Raw genomic sequence first — 16,314 nt, forward strand, 5'->3', positions numbered from 1 at the left:
GTCAGCCCCCGTGAGTGGTGTGCAGTTTGTAGCGGCCGGCCTGGACGATCCTCTGGCCGTCCCGCTGCTGGCCGAGCTGTCGGTCGAGTACTCGGAGCGCTACGGCGGAACGCCCGACCAGATGATGGCCTGGCTACGGGGAAAGTCCGCCGACGACTTCGCGCCGCCGGGCGGTGGCCTCTACATCGGTGTGCTCGACGGCGTGCCGGTCACCGGCGGTGCGTTCACCCGATTCGACGCCGAGACCGCCGAACTCAAACGCATCTGGACCGACAGCCGCTTGCGGAAACGCGGATACGGCAAGGTGCTGCTGGCGCATCTGGAGGCCGAGATCGCCGCACGCGGATATCGCCGGGTATATCTGACGACGGGGCATCTGCAGCCCGAAGCCGAAGCGCTCTACGACTCGGCGGGCTACAGCCGGCTGCGCGTGCCGCTGCCGCCTGAGGGTGACGGGGCGGTCTTCCCGATCGCATTCGAGAAGGTGCTGTCGAGGGAGTCGACATGACCGTTCCGCTCTCGATACTCGATCTGGCTCCGATCAGTGCGGGTAGTGACGTGGTGACCGCACTGCGGAACACCGTCGATCTGGCGCGTCACGCCGAACAATTTGGCTACCAACGGTATTGGGTTGCCGAGCATCACTTCGTATCGGTGGCGAGCTCGTCGCCGGCGGTCCTGGTGGGCCAGATCGCCGCGGCCACCGAACGGATCAGGGTCGGTACCGCAGCCGTGCAACTCGGCCACACCACCGCGATCGCTGTGGTGGAGAGTTTCGGCACGCTGGCGGCGTTCCATCCCGGCCGGATCGATCTGGGGGTGGGTCGCTCGGGGCAGAAACGCGCCGAAGCCGTGCAAGCCAAGCCCCGCGAGCCCAGACCGCCGCGAGAATGGCACGAGATCGACGGTGTGGTGATCCCGGCGCCCTATGACGTCGCCGCGCTGATGCGGGATCCGCGGTTGCGCGCCCGGATGGCGGTGTTGCAACAACCAGAAGCTGTCGCACCGGATTTCGCCGAACAGGTCGATGACATTCTCGCGATGCTCGCCGGCCGGTATCCGGTTGGTACGGCCGTTCCCGGCGCGGGCGCGGGCCTGACGCCGTGGGTGTTCGGCAGCAGCAAGGGGCAGAGTGCCCGTGTTGCCGCTGCGCGCGGGCTACCGTTCGTCGCCAGCTATCACATCACTCCGGCCACCGCGCTGGAGGCAATCGAGGTGTACCGCAACGGTTTCACCCCGTCGGAGCACTTGACCGAGCCGTATGTGGCGGTATCGGCCGACGTGGTGGTGGCCGAGGATGAAGCCACCGCGCGGTATCTGGCGTCCAGCTATGGCCACTGGGTGTATTCGATCCGGGCCGGCGGCGGCGCGATGCCGTACCCGGATCCGGCCGACTGCGTACCGCTGTCCGACGAGCAGCTGGAGGTGGTCCGGGACCGGACCGCAACACAATTCGTCGGCGACCCTGATCAGGTGGCAGCCAGGCTGGAGGCCCTCCAGCGGGTCAGCGGGGCCGACGAACTCGTCATCACCTCGGTGACGCACCGGCACGAGGACCGGTTGCGGTCGCACCAGCTACTCGCGCAGCGGTGGGGCCATTAGCGGCTAGGCTGGCCCCCGAAGCTGTCGTCGCCGCTAGGGGTGTATTTGCCGAGTCTGCAGGTAATCGTGGGATCGCTGCTGCTGGCAGCGGCTGCCGTGGTGTTCGCGACCGGCGTGGCTTTGCGGGTGTTCATCGGCCGGCGGGCGGATTCGGCTGAATCGCAGCGGCGGATGCACGCATTTCGCCGGACAAAGTTTGCCCGGGTGTTGTTCGGGTCGGTGTATGACGACGAGGTGTTCGATCCCGACGAACTCGACCAGATGGTCCTGATGCCGACGATCGTGCTGGCCTGCGGCCTGTGCCTGACGGGTTTCTTCCTGTTGGGCTACCGGATCCTGCAGCACTAGCTCGGTCCTCGGAGTTCAGTTCTTGCCGAGCCCGGAGGCCATGAACCGGCCGATCGCGGTGAGCGCCTGCTTCCTGGACATCAGCCGGGTCTGCACGAACAGAAATGCGCGGCTGGCGAACCCGGGCACCACCGTCGGTTTGCGACCGAGGGCCGAAAGCACTTCCGGGACCACGGCTGCCGGCTCGGCCATCAGCCAGCGGGGGTATTTCGACAGCGCGTCGCCCTGGGTGTTCATCAGGCCGGCGATCATGACCAGCACGTCCACGCCGGTACCGCGCAACTCGTACCACAGCGCCTGGCCGAACATGAGCTGGAAGGCTTTGTTGGCCGAGTACGCCCCGGTGTACGGGCCGGAGGTGAGCCCGACGCCCGAGGACACGATGATGATGGCGCCACGACCACGGCCACGCATCTCGGTGCCGAAGCGGTGGATGAGGTTGGTGTAGCCGCGCGCATTGATGTCGATCATCCGGCTGTGCGTCTCCAGCGGCATGTCGAGGATCGGCGGCGTGTCGGTCGGGGTGAACATGTGGTTGCAGATCAGCACGTCGACGACGATGCCGGCTATCGCGGACTCGATCGCGGCATACGGCGCGGGCTCACCGAGATCGCATGCGGCGGTGCGTACTTCGATGTCGAACTGGTCGCGGAGCTCTTGCGCGCGCAGAGTCAGGTCCTCGTCGAGCACGTCGACGAGGACGAGGTTGAGCCCTTCCGCCGCCAGGTGGCGCGCGAACGCGTACCCGAGGCCCTGTTCACGCGCCGCGCCGGTGACCAGCGCCCAGCCCCCGGCATATTCGGAGATCTTGGATCGTGCGGTCATGGCTCAACCGTGCCGGGCCGCGGCGGCGGAGGCGGCGTCGGCGATCGGTCCGCGCCACACCGGACCGTGTCCGGGCAGCATCACGTCGGCGTCGACAGCGGCCAGCGCCTTCAGGCTCGACAGGCACCCGGCCTCGTCGTGGTTGAACAGCGCAGGCAGCAGCTGCGGTCCGGGGCGGGGCAACAGCGGATGGCCGGTGACCAGGGCGTCTCCGCTGATCAGGACCCCGTCGACGATGAACGAACAGTGCCCGCCGGTGTGGCCCGGCGTGGGAACCGGTGTCGGCTTGCCCGGGAGGTCGTCCGCGCCGGTCAACGCCTGAGCGGTGGGGATGCCGGCGTGGTTCATGCCGCCCTTGGCGGTGATGGTGGCCGCCCACTTCAGCCAGCGGGGCTGCCAGATGTTGCGCACCACATCCGCGGGCGCAGCCTGCTCCAGATATTCACGCTTGGTGTGACCCAGTTCCGCGCCATGGCAAAAGACCGGTGTGCCATGGGTTTTCGCCAGCCAGATGGCGGTCCCGAGGTGATCGATGTGGGCGTGGGTCAACAGCACGGCGGCGATGTCGTCGACGGTGAAGCCGAGTTGGCGAACCGAGCCGATGACGTCTTCGCGCTGCCCGGGGAAACCGGCGTCGATCAGCATGACGCGGCTCCCGTCGGTCACCAGCGTCCAGTTGACCAAGTCGGTTTGTGCGAAGTGGACATGCTCGGTGATAGCACTCAGGGCTGCTGCCATGTCGCGAGTTTAGGCATAGGAGTAGAAACGAACTCGTGGCTGAACTGAAACTCGGATACAAGGCGTCGGCGGAGCAGTTCGCTCCGCGTGAACTGGTGGAGCTCGCGGTCGCCGCGGAGGCGGCGGGCATGGACAGCGCGACGGTCAGCGACCATTTCCAGCCGTGGCGTCACGAGGGCGGGCATGCACCGTTCTCCCTGGCCTGGATGACGGCGGTCGGTGAGCGCACGGAGCGGCTGGTGTTGGGCACCTCGGTGCTGACCCCCACGTTCCGCTACAACCCGGCGGTGATCGCGCAGGCCTTCGCGACCATGGGATGTCTGTACCCCGACCGGATCTTCCTCGGGGTGGGTACCGGTGAGGCGCTCAACGAGATCGCCACCGGTTACGAAGGCGACTGGCCCGAGTTCAAGGAGCGCTACGCCCGGCTGCGCGAGTCGGTCAAACTCATGCGCGAGCTGTGGCTCGGTGACCGCGTGGATTTCGAGGGTGAGTACTACAAGACGAAGGGCGCCTCGATCTACGACGTCCCCGAGGGCGGCATCCCCATCTACATCGCCGCCGGTGGGCCGCAGGTCGCCAAATACGCCGGCCGGGCCGGTGACGGGTTCATCTGCACGTCGGGCAAGGGCGAGGAGCTCTACAAGGACAAGCTGATCCCCGCGGTGAAGGAAGGTGCGGAGGCGGCCGGGCGCAACGCCGAGGACATCGACCGGATGATCGAAATCAAGATCTCCTACGATCCGGATCCGCAGAAGGCGCTGGAGAACACCCGCTTCTGGGCGCCGCTGTCGTTGACCGCCGAGCAGAAACACAGCATCAACGACCCGATCGAGATGGAGAAAGCCGCCGACGAGCTGCCCATCGAACAGGTCGCCAAGCGCTGGATCGTCGCCTCAGATCCCGACGAGGCCGTCGAGATGGTCGGTCAGTACGTGAAGTGGGGCCTGAACCACCTGGTCTTCCACGACCCTGGCCATGATCAACGCCGATTCCTCGAACTGTTCAAGAACGACCTGGAGCCCAGGCTGCGCAAGCTGGGTTAAGCACTGTTCACGGAGCGCTGCACCGCGCCGACCGCGCCGTGGCTCGTCGCCGTGAGCCGTACCCGGTCGGCGCGGAACAGGTCGTAGGCATACTCGAACGGCTCGCCGCTGTGATCGCGCGTGATGCGTGTGATCGCCAAAAGTGGCTTCCGATGGGCGATGTCGAGCCAGCCCGCCTCGCGGGGGCTGGCGCTGACCACTTCGATGGTCTCGGTGGTGACGGCAGGCGTGAGGCCGTACCGGACCCGCAACAACTCGTAGAGTGAACCGCCGAGCGGTTGTTCGAGCAGGTCCTCCATGCGTCCGGCGACGAAACAGGACAGGTCCACCGAGAGCGCCACGCCATCGGCGAAGCGCAGCCGGCGGACGGTGAACACCTCTGCGCCATCGGCGATTGCGAGGGCATGGGCTTCCACCTGAGTGGCCGGTCGGCGGTCGGTCGCCAGGACGCGCGTGGCGCTGCTGTGCCCGCCGCTGCGCAATCGGGCGGGAAGCCCGGCCAACTCCGCGGCATTGCGTTCGACCACATCGGACCGCACGAACGTACCGCCGTTGCGTCCGGTGCGACGCTCCAGTACTCCGGCCTGGCTCAACGGCAGCAGCGCGCTGCGCAGCGTGGACCGCGACACCGCGAAGCTCTCGGCCATCTCACGCTCGGTGCCCAGCCGCGAGCCGGGGCGCAAGGTGCCGAGGGCCAGCATGGACAGGATGCGGCGACGCACGTCCTCGGCGACCGGGCCGCCCGGGGTCTGGGACATGCCCCGAGTGTGAACCAAATCGAGCGCGCGGAGCAGACCAAAACCCACCGATTAACCTGGCCGTTGCACGATTCCCAGGTTCGAAACATGTCGGCAACAAAGGTCCTGAGCCGCAACAATTTTCGAGTTGCCCGATGATCTGGGCGGGATGACAATGTGCTGCGTCGCACCACAATGCCGTCGTCGACGCCAAACAATCAGACCAAATAGTGGTCCGAAAGTCGTCCTCAGTAAGGACCCGCAATGAGTGAGATCATCGATCCGCCGGCACCGTCGAGTACCGGAATCCAGCGCCTCAAACCCAACGCCGTGGGACTGGTCGGCGTGCTGTTCATGGCGGTCGCCACGGCCGCCCCCATCACGGCAATGGTCGGCAACGTGCCGATCGCGGTCGGTTTCGGCAACGGCGCCTACGCGCCCGCCGGGTACTTCGTCGCCACCATCGTGCTGACGCTGTTCGCGATCGGATATGCCGCGATGAGCAAGCACATCACCGCCACGGGAGCCTTCTACGGATACATCTCGCACGGACTTGGCCGCGTCGTCGGCCTGGGCGCGGGCTTCCTGACCGCACTGGCCTACATGGTGTTCGAGGCCTCGCTGATCGGCATCTTCTCGTTCTTCGGCAACGATCTGTTCAAGTCGTTCTTCGGCATCGACGTGCCGTGGGTCATCTTCGCCGTCGTGATGCTGGCCGTGAACGCCGTGCTGACCTACTTCGACATCAACTTGGCGGCCAAGGTGCTCGGGGTATTCCTGATCACCGAGATCATCATGCTGGCCATGATGGCCTTGTCCGTCGTGTTCACCGGTGGCGGCCCGCAGGGTTGGTCGCTCGGATCACTGAACCCGCTCAACGGTTTTCAGAGCCTCTCGGGTGAGGTGGCCGGTGTCGACGGCAGCATGATCACCGTCGCCGGATCGGCCGGCGTCGGGCTGTTCTTCGCGTTCTGGTCATGGGTGGGCTTCGAATCCAGCGCCATGTACGGCGAGGAATCCCGAAACCCCAAGAAGATCATCCCGATCGCGGTGATCTGCTCGGTGGTCGGCATCGGCGCGTTCTACGTCCTGGTTTCGTGGTTGGCGATCGTGGGCACCGGACCGCAGAATGCGATTGCGCTGGCGCAAGATTCGACGACCGCGGGTGACATCTTCTTCACCCCGGTGCACCAGCATCTCGGCGAGTGGGCAGTCGACATGTTCAAGATCCTGTTGATGACGGGCTCGTTCGCGTGCGGTATGGCGTTCCACAACTGCGCCGCGCGCTATCTCTACGCCATCGGCCGGGAGAACGTCATCCCCGGCATGCGCAAGACGATCGGTGCGACGCATCCGGTGCACGGCTCACCGCACATCGCCGGATTCGTCCAGACCGGCTTCGCCACTCTGGTGGTGCTGTTCTTCGACCTGACCGGACGTGACCCCTACACCGGGCTCTACGGCCTGATGGCGTTGCTGGGTACGACGGCGATCATGATCGTGCAGGCCCTGGCCGCGTTCTCGGTGATCTCGTATTTCCACGTGCAGAAGCGCCATCCCGAGACGGCGAACTGGTTCACCACGTTCCTGGCGCCGCTGCTGGGCGGGACCGGGATGCTCTACGTCATCTACCTGCTCGCCAAGAACGCGTCGTTCGCCGCGGGTTCAGCCGCGTCGGACTGGGTCTTCACGTCGATCCCGTATGTTGTCGGCATCGCCGGAATCGGTGGTGTGCTGTGGGCGCTGTTCCTGAAATTCAGGGATCCGCAACGCTATTCCGATCTGGGGCGCACAGTGTTGGAGGAGGCGCACGAGCGGTAGGGGGCGTGCGGGTGGCGAAAGGAAGTGCCATGGGTTTTTCCAACATCATGGATTCGAACAGCTACAGCGGTCTTTCGACCGATCCGCAGACCGCACAGCTGATCGAGGCCCGCACCCGCCTGCTGGGCCCGGCGTACCGGCTGTTCTACGAACGGCCGGTACACCTGGTCCGGGGCAGCGGCAGCCACCTGTTCGACGCCGACGGCGAGCGCTACCTGGATGCGTACAACAACGTCGTCAGCGTCGGGCACTGCCACCCGCGTGTGGTCGCGGCCATCACGCGTCAGGCCGAGACGCTCAACACGCACACCCGGTATCTGCACGAAGGCATCGTGGAGTACTCCCAGCGGCTGTTGGCCACCTTCCCGGACGAAGTCGACCAGGTGATGTACGCCTGCACCGGCTCGGAGGCCAACGACCTCGCCCTGCGGGTCGCCCAGATGTACACCGGGGCACACGGGGTGATCGTCACCCGCGACGCGTACCACGGCAATACCGAAGCGGTGACGGCGATTTCGCCCTCGATCGGTGGCGCCACCGCCATCGGTCCGCATGTCCGCGCCGTGCCCGCGCCGGACAGCTACCGCGTGGGCGACGATGTGACGGGCCGGTTCCTGGCCGACGTCGAGGCCGCGATCGACGACCTGAAGGCCGCAGGTCACGGGCTGAGCTGCCTGATCGTCGACACCTTCTTCTCCTCCGACGGCATCTATCCCGACCCCTCGGTGCTGGCTCCCGCGGTGCGGGCGGTCCACGCCGCCGGCGGAGTGTTCATCGCCGACGAGGTGCAGCCCGGGTTCGGCCGCACCGGGGAATCGATGTGGGGCTTCAGCCGCCACGGTGTCGTTCCCGATCTGGTCACCATGGGTAAGCCGATGGCCAACGGCTTGCCGGTGGCTGCCATGGCCGCACGCAGCGCGGTGCTCGACGCGTTCGCCCGCGAGGTGCCCTACTTCAACACCTTCGGCGGCAATCCGGTCTCGATGGCAGCGGCGGCCGCGGTGCTCGACGTGATCGAGGACGAGCAGTTGATGGCCAATGCGGCCCGGGTCGGTACGGCGCTGCGCGATGAACTCACCCGGATCGCCGGCGAGACCCCGCGGATCGGCGATGTCCGCGGCGCCGGGCTGTACGTGGGGATAGAGATGGTGGCCAACCCTGATCTGAAGACCCCCGATCGGGCCGGTGCGCACGATCTGGTCAACGCGATGCGCGATCGCAAGGTGCTGATCTCGGTCAGCGGGGCGGACGGCAATGTCCTCAAGGTGCGTCCGCCCTTGGTGTTCTCGATGAGCGACGTGGACTGGTTCTGCACGGAATTTGCGGGGGCGGTGGCGGCGCTGCCCTGATCTAGGGAATGCTGGAGCGGTGCCGGATGGAGACATCGCGACCGCGATCTACGTAGCGTCGCCCGAAGGGGACACCGGTAAATCGACCATTGCGCTGGGAATTCTGCATCGCCTGGCCGCGACCGTGCCCAGAGTGGGCGTGTTCCGGCCCATCACCCGCCTGGGTGAGGACCGCGACTACATCCTCGAACTGTTGCTGGCCGGCACCACCGCCGGCCTGAGTTACGACGACTGCGTCGGCGTCAGCTACCAGCAGGTGCACGAGGACCCCGATGTCGCCATCGCCGACATCGTCGACCGGTTCCACCGCGTGGCCGAGCGCTGCGATGCGGTGCTGATCGTCGGCAGCGACTACACCGACGTCGCCACTCCCAGCGAACTCAGCATGAACGCGCGCATCGCCGTCAACCTCGGTGCGCCCGTGGTGCTCGCGGTCAAGGCGGCCGACCGCACCCCCGACGAGGTCGCGCATGTGGTCGAGGTGTGTCTGGCCGAGCTCAACCATCAGCATGCCCACGCCGCCGCCGTGGTGGCCAACCGGTGTGACCCGGCCCAGCTGACCGCGGTGGCCGAAGCGCTCAAACCGCTCGGACCGCCCGCCTACGTGTTGCCCGAGGAGCCGCTGCTGGTGGCGCCGTCGGTGGCCGAACTGCAGGTCGCGGTCGACGGCACGATGATCGCCGGGGATCCGGAGCTGCTGTCCCGCGAGGCGATGGGCGTGCTGGTGGCGGGTATGACCGCCGAGCACGTGCTGGAGCGTCTCACCGAGGGGGTCGCGGTGGTGACCCCGGGTGACCGCTCCGACGTGGTGCTGGCGGTGGTGAGTGCCCATGCCGCCGAAGGATTTCCGTCGCTGTCCTGCATCATCCTCAACGGTGGTCTCGAACTGCATCCGGCCATCGGCTCGCTGGTGGAAGGGCTGGGGCTACGGCTGCCCATCGTGGCCACCGAGTACGGCACGTTCGAGACCGCGAGCCGGGTCGCAGGCGCGCGCGGCCGGGTCACCGCGAAATCGCAGCGCAAGATCGACACCGCGCTGGCGCTGATGGACAAACACGTCGACGTCAACGATCTGCTGGCGCAACTGAGCATCCCGATACCCGCGGTCACCACGCCGCAGATGTTCACCTACCAACTGCTCGACCAGGCCCGCTCCGAGCGCAAGCGCATCGTATTGCCCGAGGGCACCGACGATCGCATCCTCAAGGCCGCGGGCCGGCTGCTGCAGCACCAGGTGGCGGAGCTGACCATCCTCGGTGAGGAAAGCCAGATTCGTTCCAGGGCAGCCGAACTCGGCGTGAACATCGATGCGGCCGTCGTCCTCGATCCGCGCACCAGTGAATTGTGCGATCAATTCGCCGAGCAGTACGCCGAATTGCGCCGCAAGAAGGGCGTGACCGTCGAGCAGGCCCGCGAGACCATCCACGACGTCTCCTACTTCGGCACCATGCTGGTCCACAACGCGATGGTCGATGGCATGGTTTCCGGCGCCGCGCACACCACCGCACATACCGTGCGCCCCGCCTTCGAGATCATCCGCACCGCGCCGGGCATTTCGACGGTGTCGAGCATCTTCCTGATGTGCCTGGCCGACAGGGTGCTGGCCTACGGTGACTGCGCGATCGTGCCCGACCCGACCTCGGAGCAACTGGCCGACATCGCGATCTCCTCGGCCCGCACCGCCGCGCAGTTCGGCATCGATCCCCGGGTGGCCATGCTGTCCTACTCGACGGGCACCTCGGGTACCGGTGCCGATGTCGACAAGGTCAGGGCCGCAACCGAATTGGTGCGGCAACGGGAACCGGATCTGCTGGTGGAGGGGCCGATCCAGTACGACGCCGCGGTCGAGCCGTCGGTGGCGTTGACCAAGATGCCCGAATCGGCGGTGGCCGGGCGGGCCACCGTGCTGATCTTCCCCGACCTCAACACCGGCAACAACACCTACAAGGCCGTTCAGCGGAGTGCCGGGGCCATTGCGATCGGCCCGGTGCTGCAGGGCCTCAACAAGCCGGTCAACGACCTGTCCCGCGGTGCGCTCGTGGAGGACATCGTCAATACCGTGGCGATCACGGCGATTCAGGCGCAAGGACAATCATGACGGTTCTGGTGGTCAACTCCGGCTCGTCGTCGCTGAAATACGCAGTGGTGAATCCGGACACCGGTGAATTTCTGGCCGACGGCATCATCGAACAGATCGGCTCGGCACAGGTGCCCGATCATGACGCCGCGCTGCGGGCCGCCTTCGACGAACTCGCGGCCGAAGGGTTGCGCCTGGACACTCTCGGTCTGGTGGCGGTCGGGCACCGGGTGGTGCACGGCGGCAAGACCTTCTACCGGCCCACCTTGATCGACGGCGAGCTGATCGCCAAGGTCAAAGAGCTGTCTCCGCTGGCCCCGCTGCACAATCCGCCTGCCCTCCTCGGTATCGACGTGGCGCGCAGGCTGCTACCCGATCTGCCGCATGTGGCGGTGTTCGACACCGCGTTCTTCCACAATCTGCCCGAGGCGGCGGCGACCTACGCCATCGATCGTGAGGTGGCCGAGCGCTGGGGGATTCGGCGCTACGGTTTCCACGGCACCTCGCACGAGTACGTCAGTCAGCAGGCCGCCGCTTTCCTCGGCCGGCCCTACGACTCGCTGAATCAGATTGTGCTGCACCTGGGTAACGGCGCGTCGGCGTCGGCGATCGCCGGGGGCAGGCCCGTGGACACGTCGATGGGCCTGACGCCGATGGAGGGTCTGGTGATGGGCACCCGCAGCGGTGACATCGATCCGGGCATCATCATGTACCTGCGGCGCAGTGCGGGCATGGGTGTCGAGGAGATCGACACCATGCTCAACCGCCGGTCGGGTGTGCGTGGCCTCGGCGGTGAGAACGACTTCCGCAAGTTGCACGCCCGGATCGAATCAGGCGACCAGGACGCGCAATTGGCCTACGACGTCTACATCCACCGGCTACGGAAGTACGTCGGTGCGTACCTCGCGGTGCTGGGCCACACCGATGTCATCAGCTTCACCGCGGGGGTGGGGGAGAACGACGCCGCGGTGCGCCGCGATGCGCTGGCCGGCCTGAGCGGGCTGGGAATCGAGATCGACGAGGCGCTCAATGCCGAAGGGGGACACGAGACCCGAACGATCTCGACACCGGACTCACCGGTGACGGTGCTGGTGGTGCCGACCAATGAGGAGCTGGCGATCGCGCGGGCCAGCGCGGCGCTGGCCGCCCGCTAGCGCTCGGCGAGAAATCAGAACGTGCTCATCGGCCGCACGCTGTTGGCCAGATCGATCAGGGCGTAGCGGTGCGCCTGGGTGGGCGCGACGCGGGCCAATGCCCGCAGTGACGCCTCGACGCCCAGCTTGAGACCGTGCTCGGTGAACGGGAAGCCCAGGATGTGGTTGCTGCTCGCCGAGTTGTCGGCCAGCCAGTCCATCGCGGTACCCAGGACCAGCGCACGGATCTGCAGCACGCGCGGCTCCGAATCGGGCAGCGCCTCCACCCGGCGGGCCGCATCGCGGATGTTCTGTTCAGTGATCTCGCCGGTGGACCGGCCGGACAGCAGGGTGACCGCGCTGGTCAGCCGGGCTGTGGTGAAATGCCTTGAGGTGGGCGGGACTTCGTCGAGGGTCTCGACCGCCTTGTCGCGTGCGCCGGCAACCGACTCGGCGCGGGCCAAGCCGAAACCGGCCGAGATCACGCCATTGTCGGTGCTCCACACCGTGTTGTAGAACTTGAGCTCATCGGCGGTGCCGGCCAGCTCGGCCGTGGCGGCCAAGGCCAGCTTGGGTGCCAGCTCCCCGGGCAGCGTGTCCAGCACCTCGGTGAAATGCTTTGTCGCCGAGTCGTAATCAGCCGAGAGCATCTCGGCCACGGCGCGGAACCACACCAGCCGCCAGCGCCAGCCGGCCCAGGACGCCAGCTCGTCGAGCTTTCGAGTGGCCTTGGCGACGTCACCCAGGTCCAGCAGCGCGCGGGCCTCCATCAACGGCAGCTCCACCGACTCGGCCAGGTCCACGCCTTCGGAGTCGATCGCGCCGTGACGCGCGGCGCGCAACTGGTCCAGCGTGTGCACGGGCTGGCTGAGCACACTGGCCACCAGCATCGGGGCTCCGACATCGGTGCGGTCCACCAGCGGGACGGGCAGCGCCCGCACGATCTCCTGGGCGGTCAGTTTCTCCGAATGCACCTGTCCGTCGACGTAGACATCGGTGTGGGCGACCAGCAGATCGACTCCGAACGTCGACCGGGACGGGCTGAACACCGTCGACAGACCGGGGCGGGGGATCCCCGTATCGGCCGCCACCACCTCGCGCAGCACACCGAGCAGCTGCGACGACATCTCCTCGGCGCTGGCGAACCGGCGCCGCGGGTCGGGATCGATGGCGCGGCGCAGGAACCGGCCGAAGGAATCGTAGGTGTCCAGGACCGGGTCCTCCGACGGCAGGCCGTCGACATAACGGCCCCGCCGGGTCCGGAGGTTCAAGGTCAGCGCCGCCAACGTGCGTCCAACGGTGTAGATGTCGGTGGCCACCGTCGGGCCGGTCCGCACAATCTCGGGTGCCTGGAATCCCGGTGTGCCGTACAGGTATCCGTAGGAATTGAGTCGTGACACCGCGCCGAGGTCGATCAGCTTGAGCTGCTCCTCGGTGATCATGATGTTCTCGGGCTTCAGATCGTTGTAGGCCAACCCGATCGAATGCAGGTAGCCCAGTGCGGGCAGGATCTCGAGCATGTAGCCGATCGCCTCGGCCACCGGAAGCCGGGTGCCCCTGGCCTGTTTCAGCGATGTTCCGCCGACGTACTCCATCACGATGTAGCCGACCGGGTTGCCGTGCTTGTCGTCGTGCTCGACGAAGTTGTAGATCTTCACGATTCCCGGATGCGTCACCTCGGCCAGGAACTGGCGTTCGGCCATCGCGATCGCCTGGGCCTCCGCGTCACCGGAATGGACCAGGCCTTTGAGCACCACGGGACGTTCGTTCACGTTGTGGTCGAAGGCCAGATACACCCAGCCCAACCCGCCGTGGGCGATACAGCCCTTGATCTCGTACTGGTCGGCGACGATCTCACCCGGGGACAGCTGCGGCAGGAACGAGTACGCGCTGCCGCAGTGCGGGCACCAGCCCTCGGACAGGGCGTGCCCGTCGGAGGAGGACCGGCCCACCGGCTTGCCGCAATTCCAGCAGAACCGCTTCTGTTCGGCCACCACCGGATTGGTCATCAACGCCGCCAACGGATCCCGCTCGGGCACGCGCGGGATCTCCACCAGCCCACCGCCCAGCCGCCGCATCGGAGACAGCATCCGGGTGGCGATCGTGGCAAGGTTCTGCGGCTCGGTGTCGCCGCTGCCGAACGGACTGTCGTCGGAATCGTCGAACTCGGGACGGAACACCGCCTGGGTCGCCATCGGCCGAATGGTCGACTGCGAGTCCATGTCGAGGTCTTCCAGGCTCGCCGGCTGCGTGCCCGGGCCGCCGCTCGTGTCCGGATCGGAATCGGGAGGCGTGGGCAAATCGGTGTCGTCGGGCTTCTTCATCAGTCGACATACCTCGCGACGGGGGGCGACGGCGCCGGGCCCAGGACCGTCAACCACTTGCGGTACAGCGTGTTCCAGGTGCCGTCGCGGCGGATGCGTTCCAGCGTCGCGTTGACCACCCGGACCAGCCCGGTGTTCTGCAAGTTCAATCCGATGCCGTAGGGCTCCTCGTTGAGGCTCGGGCCGACGATGTGCAGGTACGGATCCTGGGCCACCAGCCCGGCCAGGATGGAATCGTCGGTGCTCACCGCGTCGGCCTGCCGCTGCTGCAGCGCCACCAGGCAGTCAGCCCAGGTCACCACCGACACGATGATCGGCGACGGGCTGATCTGCTGGATCCGTTTGAGCGATGTGGTGCCGTCCACCACGCATACCCGCTTGCCCGAAAGGTCGGACGCCTGCGAGATGTTGGAGTCACGCGCGGCGAGGATGCGTTGGTGGGCCATCAGGTAGACCGTGGAGAAGTTGACTTCCTTGCGGCGCTCACAGGTGATCGTCATGGTCTTGACCACGATGTCGACCTGATTGTTCTGCAGCGCGGTGATGCGGTCGGCCGACGACAGGATGCGGTATTCGACCTGTGACGGCGTCCCGAAGATGTCGCGGGCGACCTCTCCGGCGATGTCGACGTCGAAGCCGTTGATCTGACCGGTGATCGGATCCCGGAACGAGAACAGATTGCTGCCGATGTCCAACCCGACGACCAACCGGCCGCGGTCGCGGATCTTGGCCACCGCCGCATCGGCGTCGGCCTTGTCGGTGAAGGGCCGCAGGCTCGCGGTGCGGTTGCACTCGTCGGTCTCCGGCTCCGGCACCCGCACCGGTTGCGGCGCCAGCTCCTGCATGCCGGCCGGGCTCGGCGGGGCCAGGGTCATCGTCGGCAACGTCAACGCGGGCGCGCTCTGACCGCACCCGGCCACCGTCAGGGCCGCGGCCAGTACGGCCAGCGTGTTCCGCACGGTTTTCCTCATCACCTGTACTCACTCAGTCGGGGCCACAGTCCCAGCGCCACCGCCAGCGCGGCGGCCACGCTGAGCAGGGCAGCGCCGACGGTCGCGCCGGACAACACCCGGCGGGCGTTGGCGATGTCGTTGCGCAACTGGCTGCGGCTCTGTTCGATGCCCTTGGACAAGGCGTCGTCGAGCTTGTCGAACGCCGAGGTCGAATCGTCCTCGCCGGTGCCCAGTGCCACCTGCGTCGCGGCCTGGTAGTTGCCCACCGCGATGTAGGCGTTGATCCGGTCGTCCGCCGCGCGCCACTTGGTGAGCAGATCCTCGGCACCTGTCAGATCGCTCTTGTCGATGCCGGTGTCGCGGGCCAGATACTGCGCGAGCTGCTGTTGCATGGCCTCGATGCGCTGATAGTAGGACTGTTTGCGGAGATTCTCGTCGCCGCGCCGGATCAGGGCCAGGGTCTCGTCGGCCCGGGCCTGCTGCGCGGTGATGGCCAGGTTGGTCACGGTCTTGAGCGATTCGGCGGCGGTGTCCTTGGCGCTACGGCTGTCCGATGTCGAGATCACCAGTGACGTGGTCACCCAGATCAACATGATCAGCACCGCCATACCGCCGGCCACGAAACCGATGTTGACCCGGCGCCGGGTGCGTCGCGCCAGCCAGCGGTTGGCGAATGCGCCGAACATCAGCGTGGCCAGCACCACCAGCATCACCGAGGCCGGAATCCGCGTGGAGGCCGTTGTCTCGGCATCGACCCGCGCCGAGGTCTCCTCGTAGAGGCGCTGGGCGTCGGGAAGGATCTGCGACTGCATCAGCGCCGAGGCCTCCGACAGATACGACGAACCGACCGGATTGCCCGCCCGGTTGTTGGTGCGCGCCGTCTCCACCAGCCCCGTGTAGACGGCCAGCCTTGCGTTGATCCGGCCGAGCAGCTGAACCAGTGCCTCGTCGGTCAGCCCGCTGGAGGCCCGCGTCACCGCCACGGAGGCGTCGGTGATCGCCTGTTCGTAGCGCTGACGCACATCTCGGGGCTCGGCCCCGGCGATGAAGGCCGTGGCGGCGGCGGCGTCGGCGACCGACAACGTGGTGTAGAGCTGGCCGGCCGCGAACGCCAGCGGTTCGGTGTGGTCGAGCACCGTGGTCAGCGCCTGCTGACGGTCGTTGATGGTGGTGGAGGTGGCGAACGCACTGGCCAGCACGAGCGCCGACAGCACCAGCCCGATGGTGAGGATGCGCCCGGGTGTGGTCCACAGAAACCACCAGCGCGGGTGGGCAGGAGTGGTCGGCGACCGGGACGCGAGCGGTTCGGTCGAGGGATGTGCCAACTCCACAGTCACCTGCGCGCGGACCTCATTTAGTTT

14 protein-coding genes are annotated in these 16,314 nt (G+C 66.8%); 8 read left to right on the top strand and 6 right to left on the bottom strand.

The window, feature by feature from the left end; translation table 11 throughout:
- Positions 1–10: 10 nt before the first annotated feature.
- The 3 genes from QQ25_RS04015 (at position 11) to QQ25_RS04025 (ending at position 1,950) form a co-directional block, all read left to right on the top strand.
- Positions 11–508 (top strand): GNAT family N-acetyltransferase, encoded by a 498-nt coding sequence (locus QQ25_RS04015; RefSeq protein ID WP_039377321.1) that lies wholly within the window; start codon positions 11–13, stop codon positions 506–508.
- A complete protein-coding gene (locus QQ25_RS04020) occupies positions 505–1,602 on the top strand; it encodes an LLM class flavin-dependent oxidoreductase (protein ID WP_039377322.1) in 1,098 nt (365 codons plus the stop codon). The genes QQ25_RS04015 and QQ25_RS04020 overlap by 4 nt, the downstream gene beginning before the upstream one ends.
- A gap of 66 nt (positions 1,603–1,668) precedes the next feature.
- Entirely contained in the window at positions 1,669–1,950 is a 282-nt protein-coding gene (locus QQ25_RS04025) for a hypothetical protein (RefSeq protein WP_198530749.1), read from the top strand.
- 15 nt (positions 1,951–1,965) lie between these two features.
- Here QQ25_RS04025 and QQ25_RS04030 read toward each other — a convergent pair whose 3' ends face one another.
- The gene (locus QQ25_RS04030; RefSeq protein WP_039313685.1) at positions 1,966–2,775 is read right to left on the bottom strand and encodes an SDR family NAD(P)-dependent oxidoreductase; all 810 of its coding nucleotides are present in this window, start codon (positions 2,773–2,775) and stop codon (positions 1,966–1,968) included.
- 3 nt (positions 2,776–2,778) lie between these two features.
- On the bottom strand, positions 2,779–3,513 hold the full coding sequence (locus QQ25_RS04035) for an MBL fold metallo-hydrolase (protein ID WP_039377324.1): 735 nt from the start codon (positions 3,511–3,513) through the stop codon (positions 2,779–2,781).
- Positions 3,514–3,548: 35 nt separating this feature from the next.
- Here QQ25_RS04035 and fgd point away from each other — a divergent pair, with 35 nt between their 5' ends.
- Positions 3,549–4,559, top strand: coding sequence for a glucose-6-phosphate dehydrogenase (coenzyme-F420) (gene fgd / locus QQ25_RS04040; RefSeq protein WP_039377326.1), 1,011 nt, complete (start codon positions 3,549–3,551; stop codon positions 4,557–4,559).
- On the opposite strand, the gene QQ25_RS04045 is transcribed toward fgd, so the two are convergent.
- Complete coding sequence (locus tag QQ25_RS04045) at positions 4,556–5,317, bottom strand: GntR family transcriptional regulator (RefSeq protein ID WP_039377329.1); 762 nt, start codon at positions 5,315–5,317, stop codon at positions 4,556–4,558. The two genes, fgd and QQ25_RS04045, sit on opposite strands and share 4 nt — an antisense overlap.
- Positions 5,318–5,560: 243 nt before the next feature.
- Here QQ25_RS04045 and QQ25_RS04050 point away from each other — a divergent pair, with 243 nt between their 5' ends.
- The 4 genes from QQ25_RS04050 to QQ25_RS04065 are packed head-to-tail and all read left to right on the top strand — an operon-like array spanning position 5,561 to position 11,697.
- Entirely contained in the window at positions 5,561–7,117 is a 1,557-nt protein-coding gene (locus QQ25_RS04050; RefSeq protein WP_039313693.1) for an APC family permease, read from the top strand.
- 29 nt (positions 7,118–7,146) lie between these two features.
- Positions 7,147–8,466, top strand: a complete 1,320-nt coding sequence (locus tag QQ25_RS04055) for an aspartate aminotransferase family protein (RefSeq protein WP_039377332.1) — start codon at positions 7,147–7,149, stop codon at positions 8,464–8,466.
- Between the two features lie 19 nt (positions 8,467–8,485).
- Positions 8,486–10,564, top strand: coding sequence for a phosphate acetyltransferase (pta, locus tag QQ25_RS04060; protein WP_039377341.1), 2,079 nt, complete (start codon positions 8,486–8,488; stop codon positions 10,562–10,564).
- Positions 10,561–11,697, top strand: coding sequence for an acetate kinase (locus QQ25_RS04065; protein WP_039377342.1), 1,137 nt, complete (start codon positions 10,561–10,563; stop codon positions 11,695–11,697). Before pta ends, QQ25_RS04065 begins: the two co-directional genes overlap by 4 nt.
- Before the next feature lie 14 nt (positions 11,698–11,711).
- Here QQ25_RS04065 and QQ25_RS04070 read toward each other — a convergent pair whose 3' ends face one another.
- The 3 genes from QQ25_RS04070 to glnX are packed head-to-tail and all read right to left on the bottom strand — an operon-like array spanning position 11,712 to position 16,290.
- On the bottom strand, positions 11,712–14,000 hold the full coding sequence (locus tag QQ25_RS04070; RefSeq protein WP_039314056.1) for a serine/threonine-protein kinase PknG: 2,289 nt from the start codon (positions 13,998–14,000) through the stop codon (positions 11,712–11,714).
- Positions 14,000–14,971: a glutamate ABC transporter substrate-binding protein gene (locus tag QQ25_RS04075; RefSeq protein WP_198530754.1), complete on the bottom strand. Its 972-nt coding sequence runs from the start codon at positions 14,969–14,971 to the stop codon at positions 14,000–14,002. Before QQ25_RS04075 ends, QQ25_RS04070 begins: the two co-directional genes overlap by 1 nt.
- Complete coding sequence (glnX, locus tag QQ25_RS04080) at positions 14,971–16,290, bottom strand: protein kinase G-activating protein GlnX (RefSeq protein WP_039314061.1); 1,320 nt, start codon at positions 16,288–16,290, stop codon at positions 14,971–14,973. The genes QQ25_RS04075 and glnX overlap by 1 nt, the downstream gene beginning before the upstream one ends.
- Positions 16,291–16,314 lie beyond the last annotated feature (24 nt).

The sequence above is a fragment of the Mycolicibacterium setense genome (assembly GCF_000805385.1).
GTDB lineage: Bacteria > Actinomycetota > Actinomycetes > Mycobacteriales > Mycobacteriaceae > Mycobacterium > Mycobacterium setense.

Coding starts and splice junctions, on each gene's coding strand:
- QQ25_RS04055 (WP_039377332.1), top strand. CDS start 7,147: ATGGGTTTTTCCAACATCATGGATTCGAACAGCTACAGCGGTCTTTCG.
- QQ25_RS04020 (WP_039377322.1), top strand. CDS start 505: ATGACCGTTCCGCTCTCGATACTCGATCTGGCTCCGATCAGTGCGGGT.
- QQ25_RS04045 (WP_039377329.1), bottom strand. CDS start 5,317: ATGTCCCAGACCCCGGGCGGCCCGGTCGCCGAGGACGTGCGTCGCCGC.
- QQ25_RS04035 (WP_039377324.1), bottom strand. CDS start 3,513: ATGGCAGCAGCCCTGAGTGCTATCACCGAGCATGTCCACTTCGCACAA.
- QQ25_RS04075 (WP_198530754.1), bottom strand. CDS start 14,971: ATGAGGAAAACCGTGCGGAACACGCTGGCCGTACTGGCCGCGGCCCTG.
- QQ25_RS04065 (WP_039377342.1), top strand. CDS start 10,561: ATGACGGTTCTGGTGGTCAACTCCGGCTCGTCGTCGCTGAAATACGCA.
- QQ25_RS04070 (WP_039314056.1), bottom strand. CDS start 14,000: ATGAAGAAGCCCGACGACACCGATTTGCCCACGCCTCCCGATTCCGAT.
- QQ25_RS04030 (WP_039313685.1), bottom strand. CDS start 2,775: ATGACCGCACGATCCAAGATCTCCGAATATGCCGGGGGCTGGGCGCTG.
- QQ25_RS04050 (WP_039313693.1), top strand. CDS start 5,561: ATGAGTGAGATCATCGATCCGCCGGCACCGTCGAGTACCGGAATCCAG.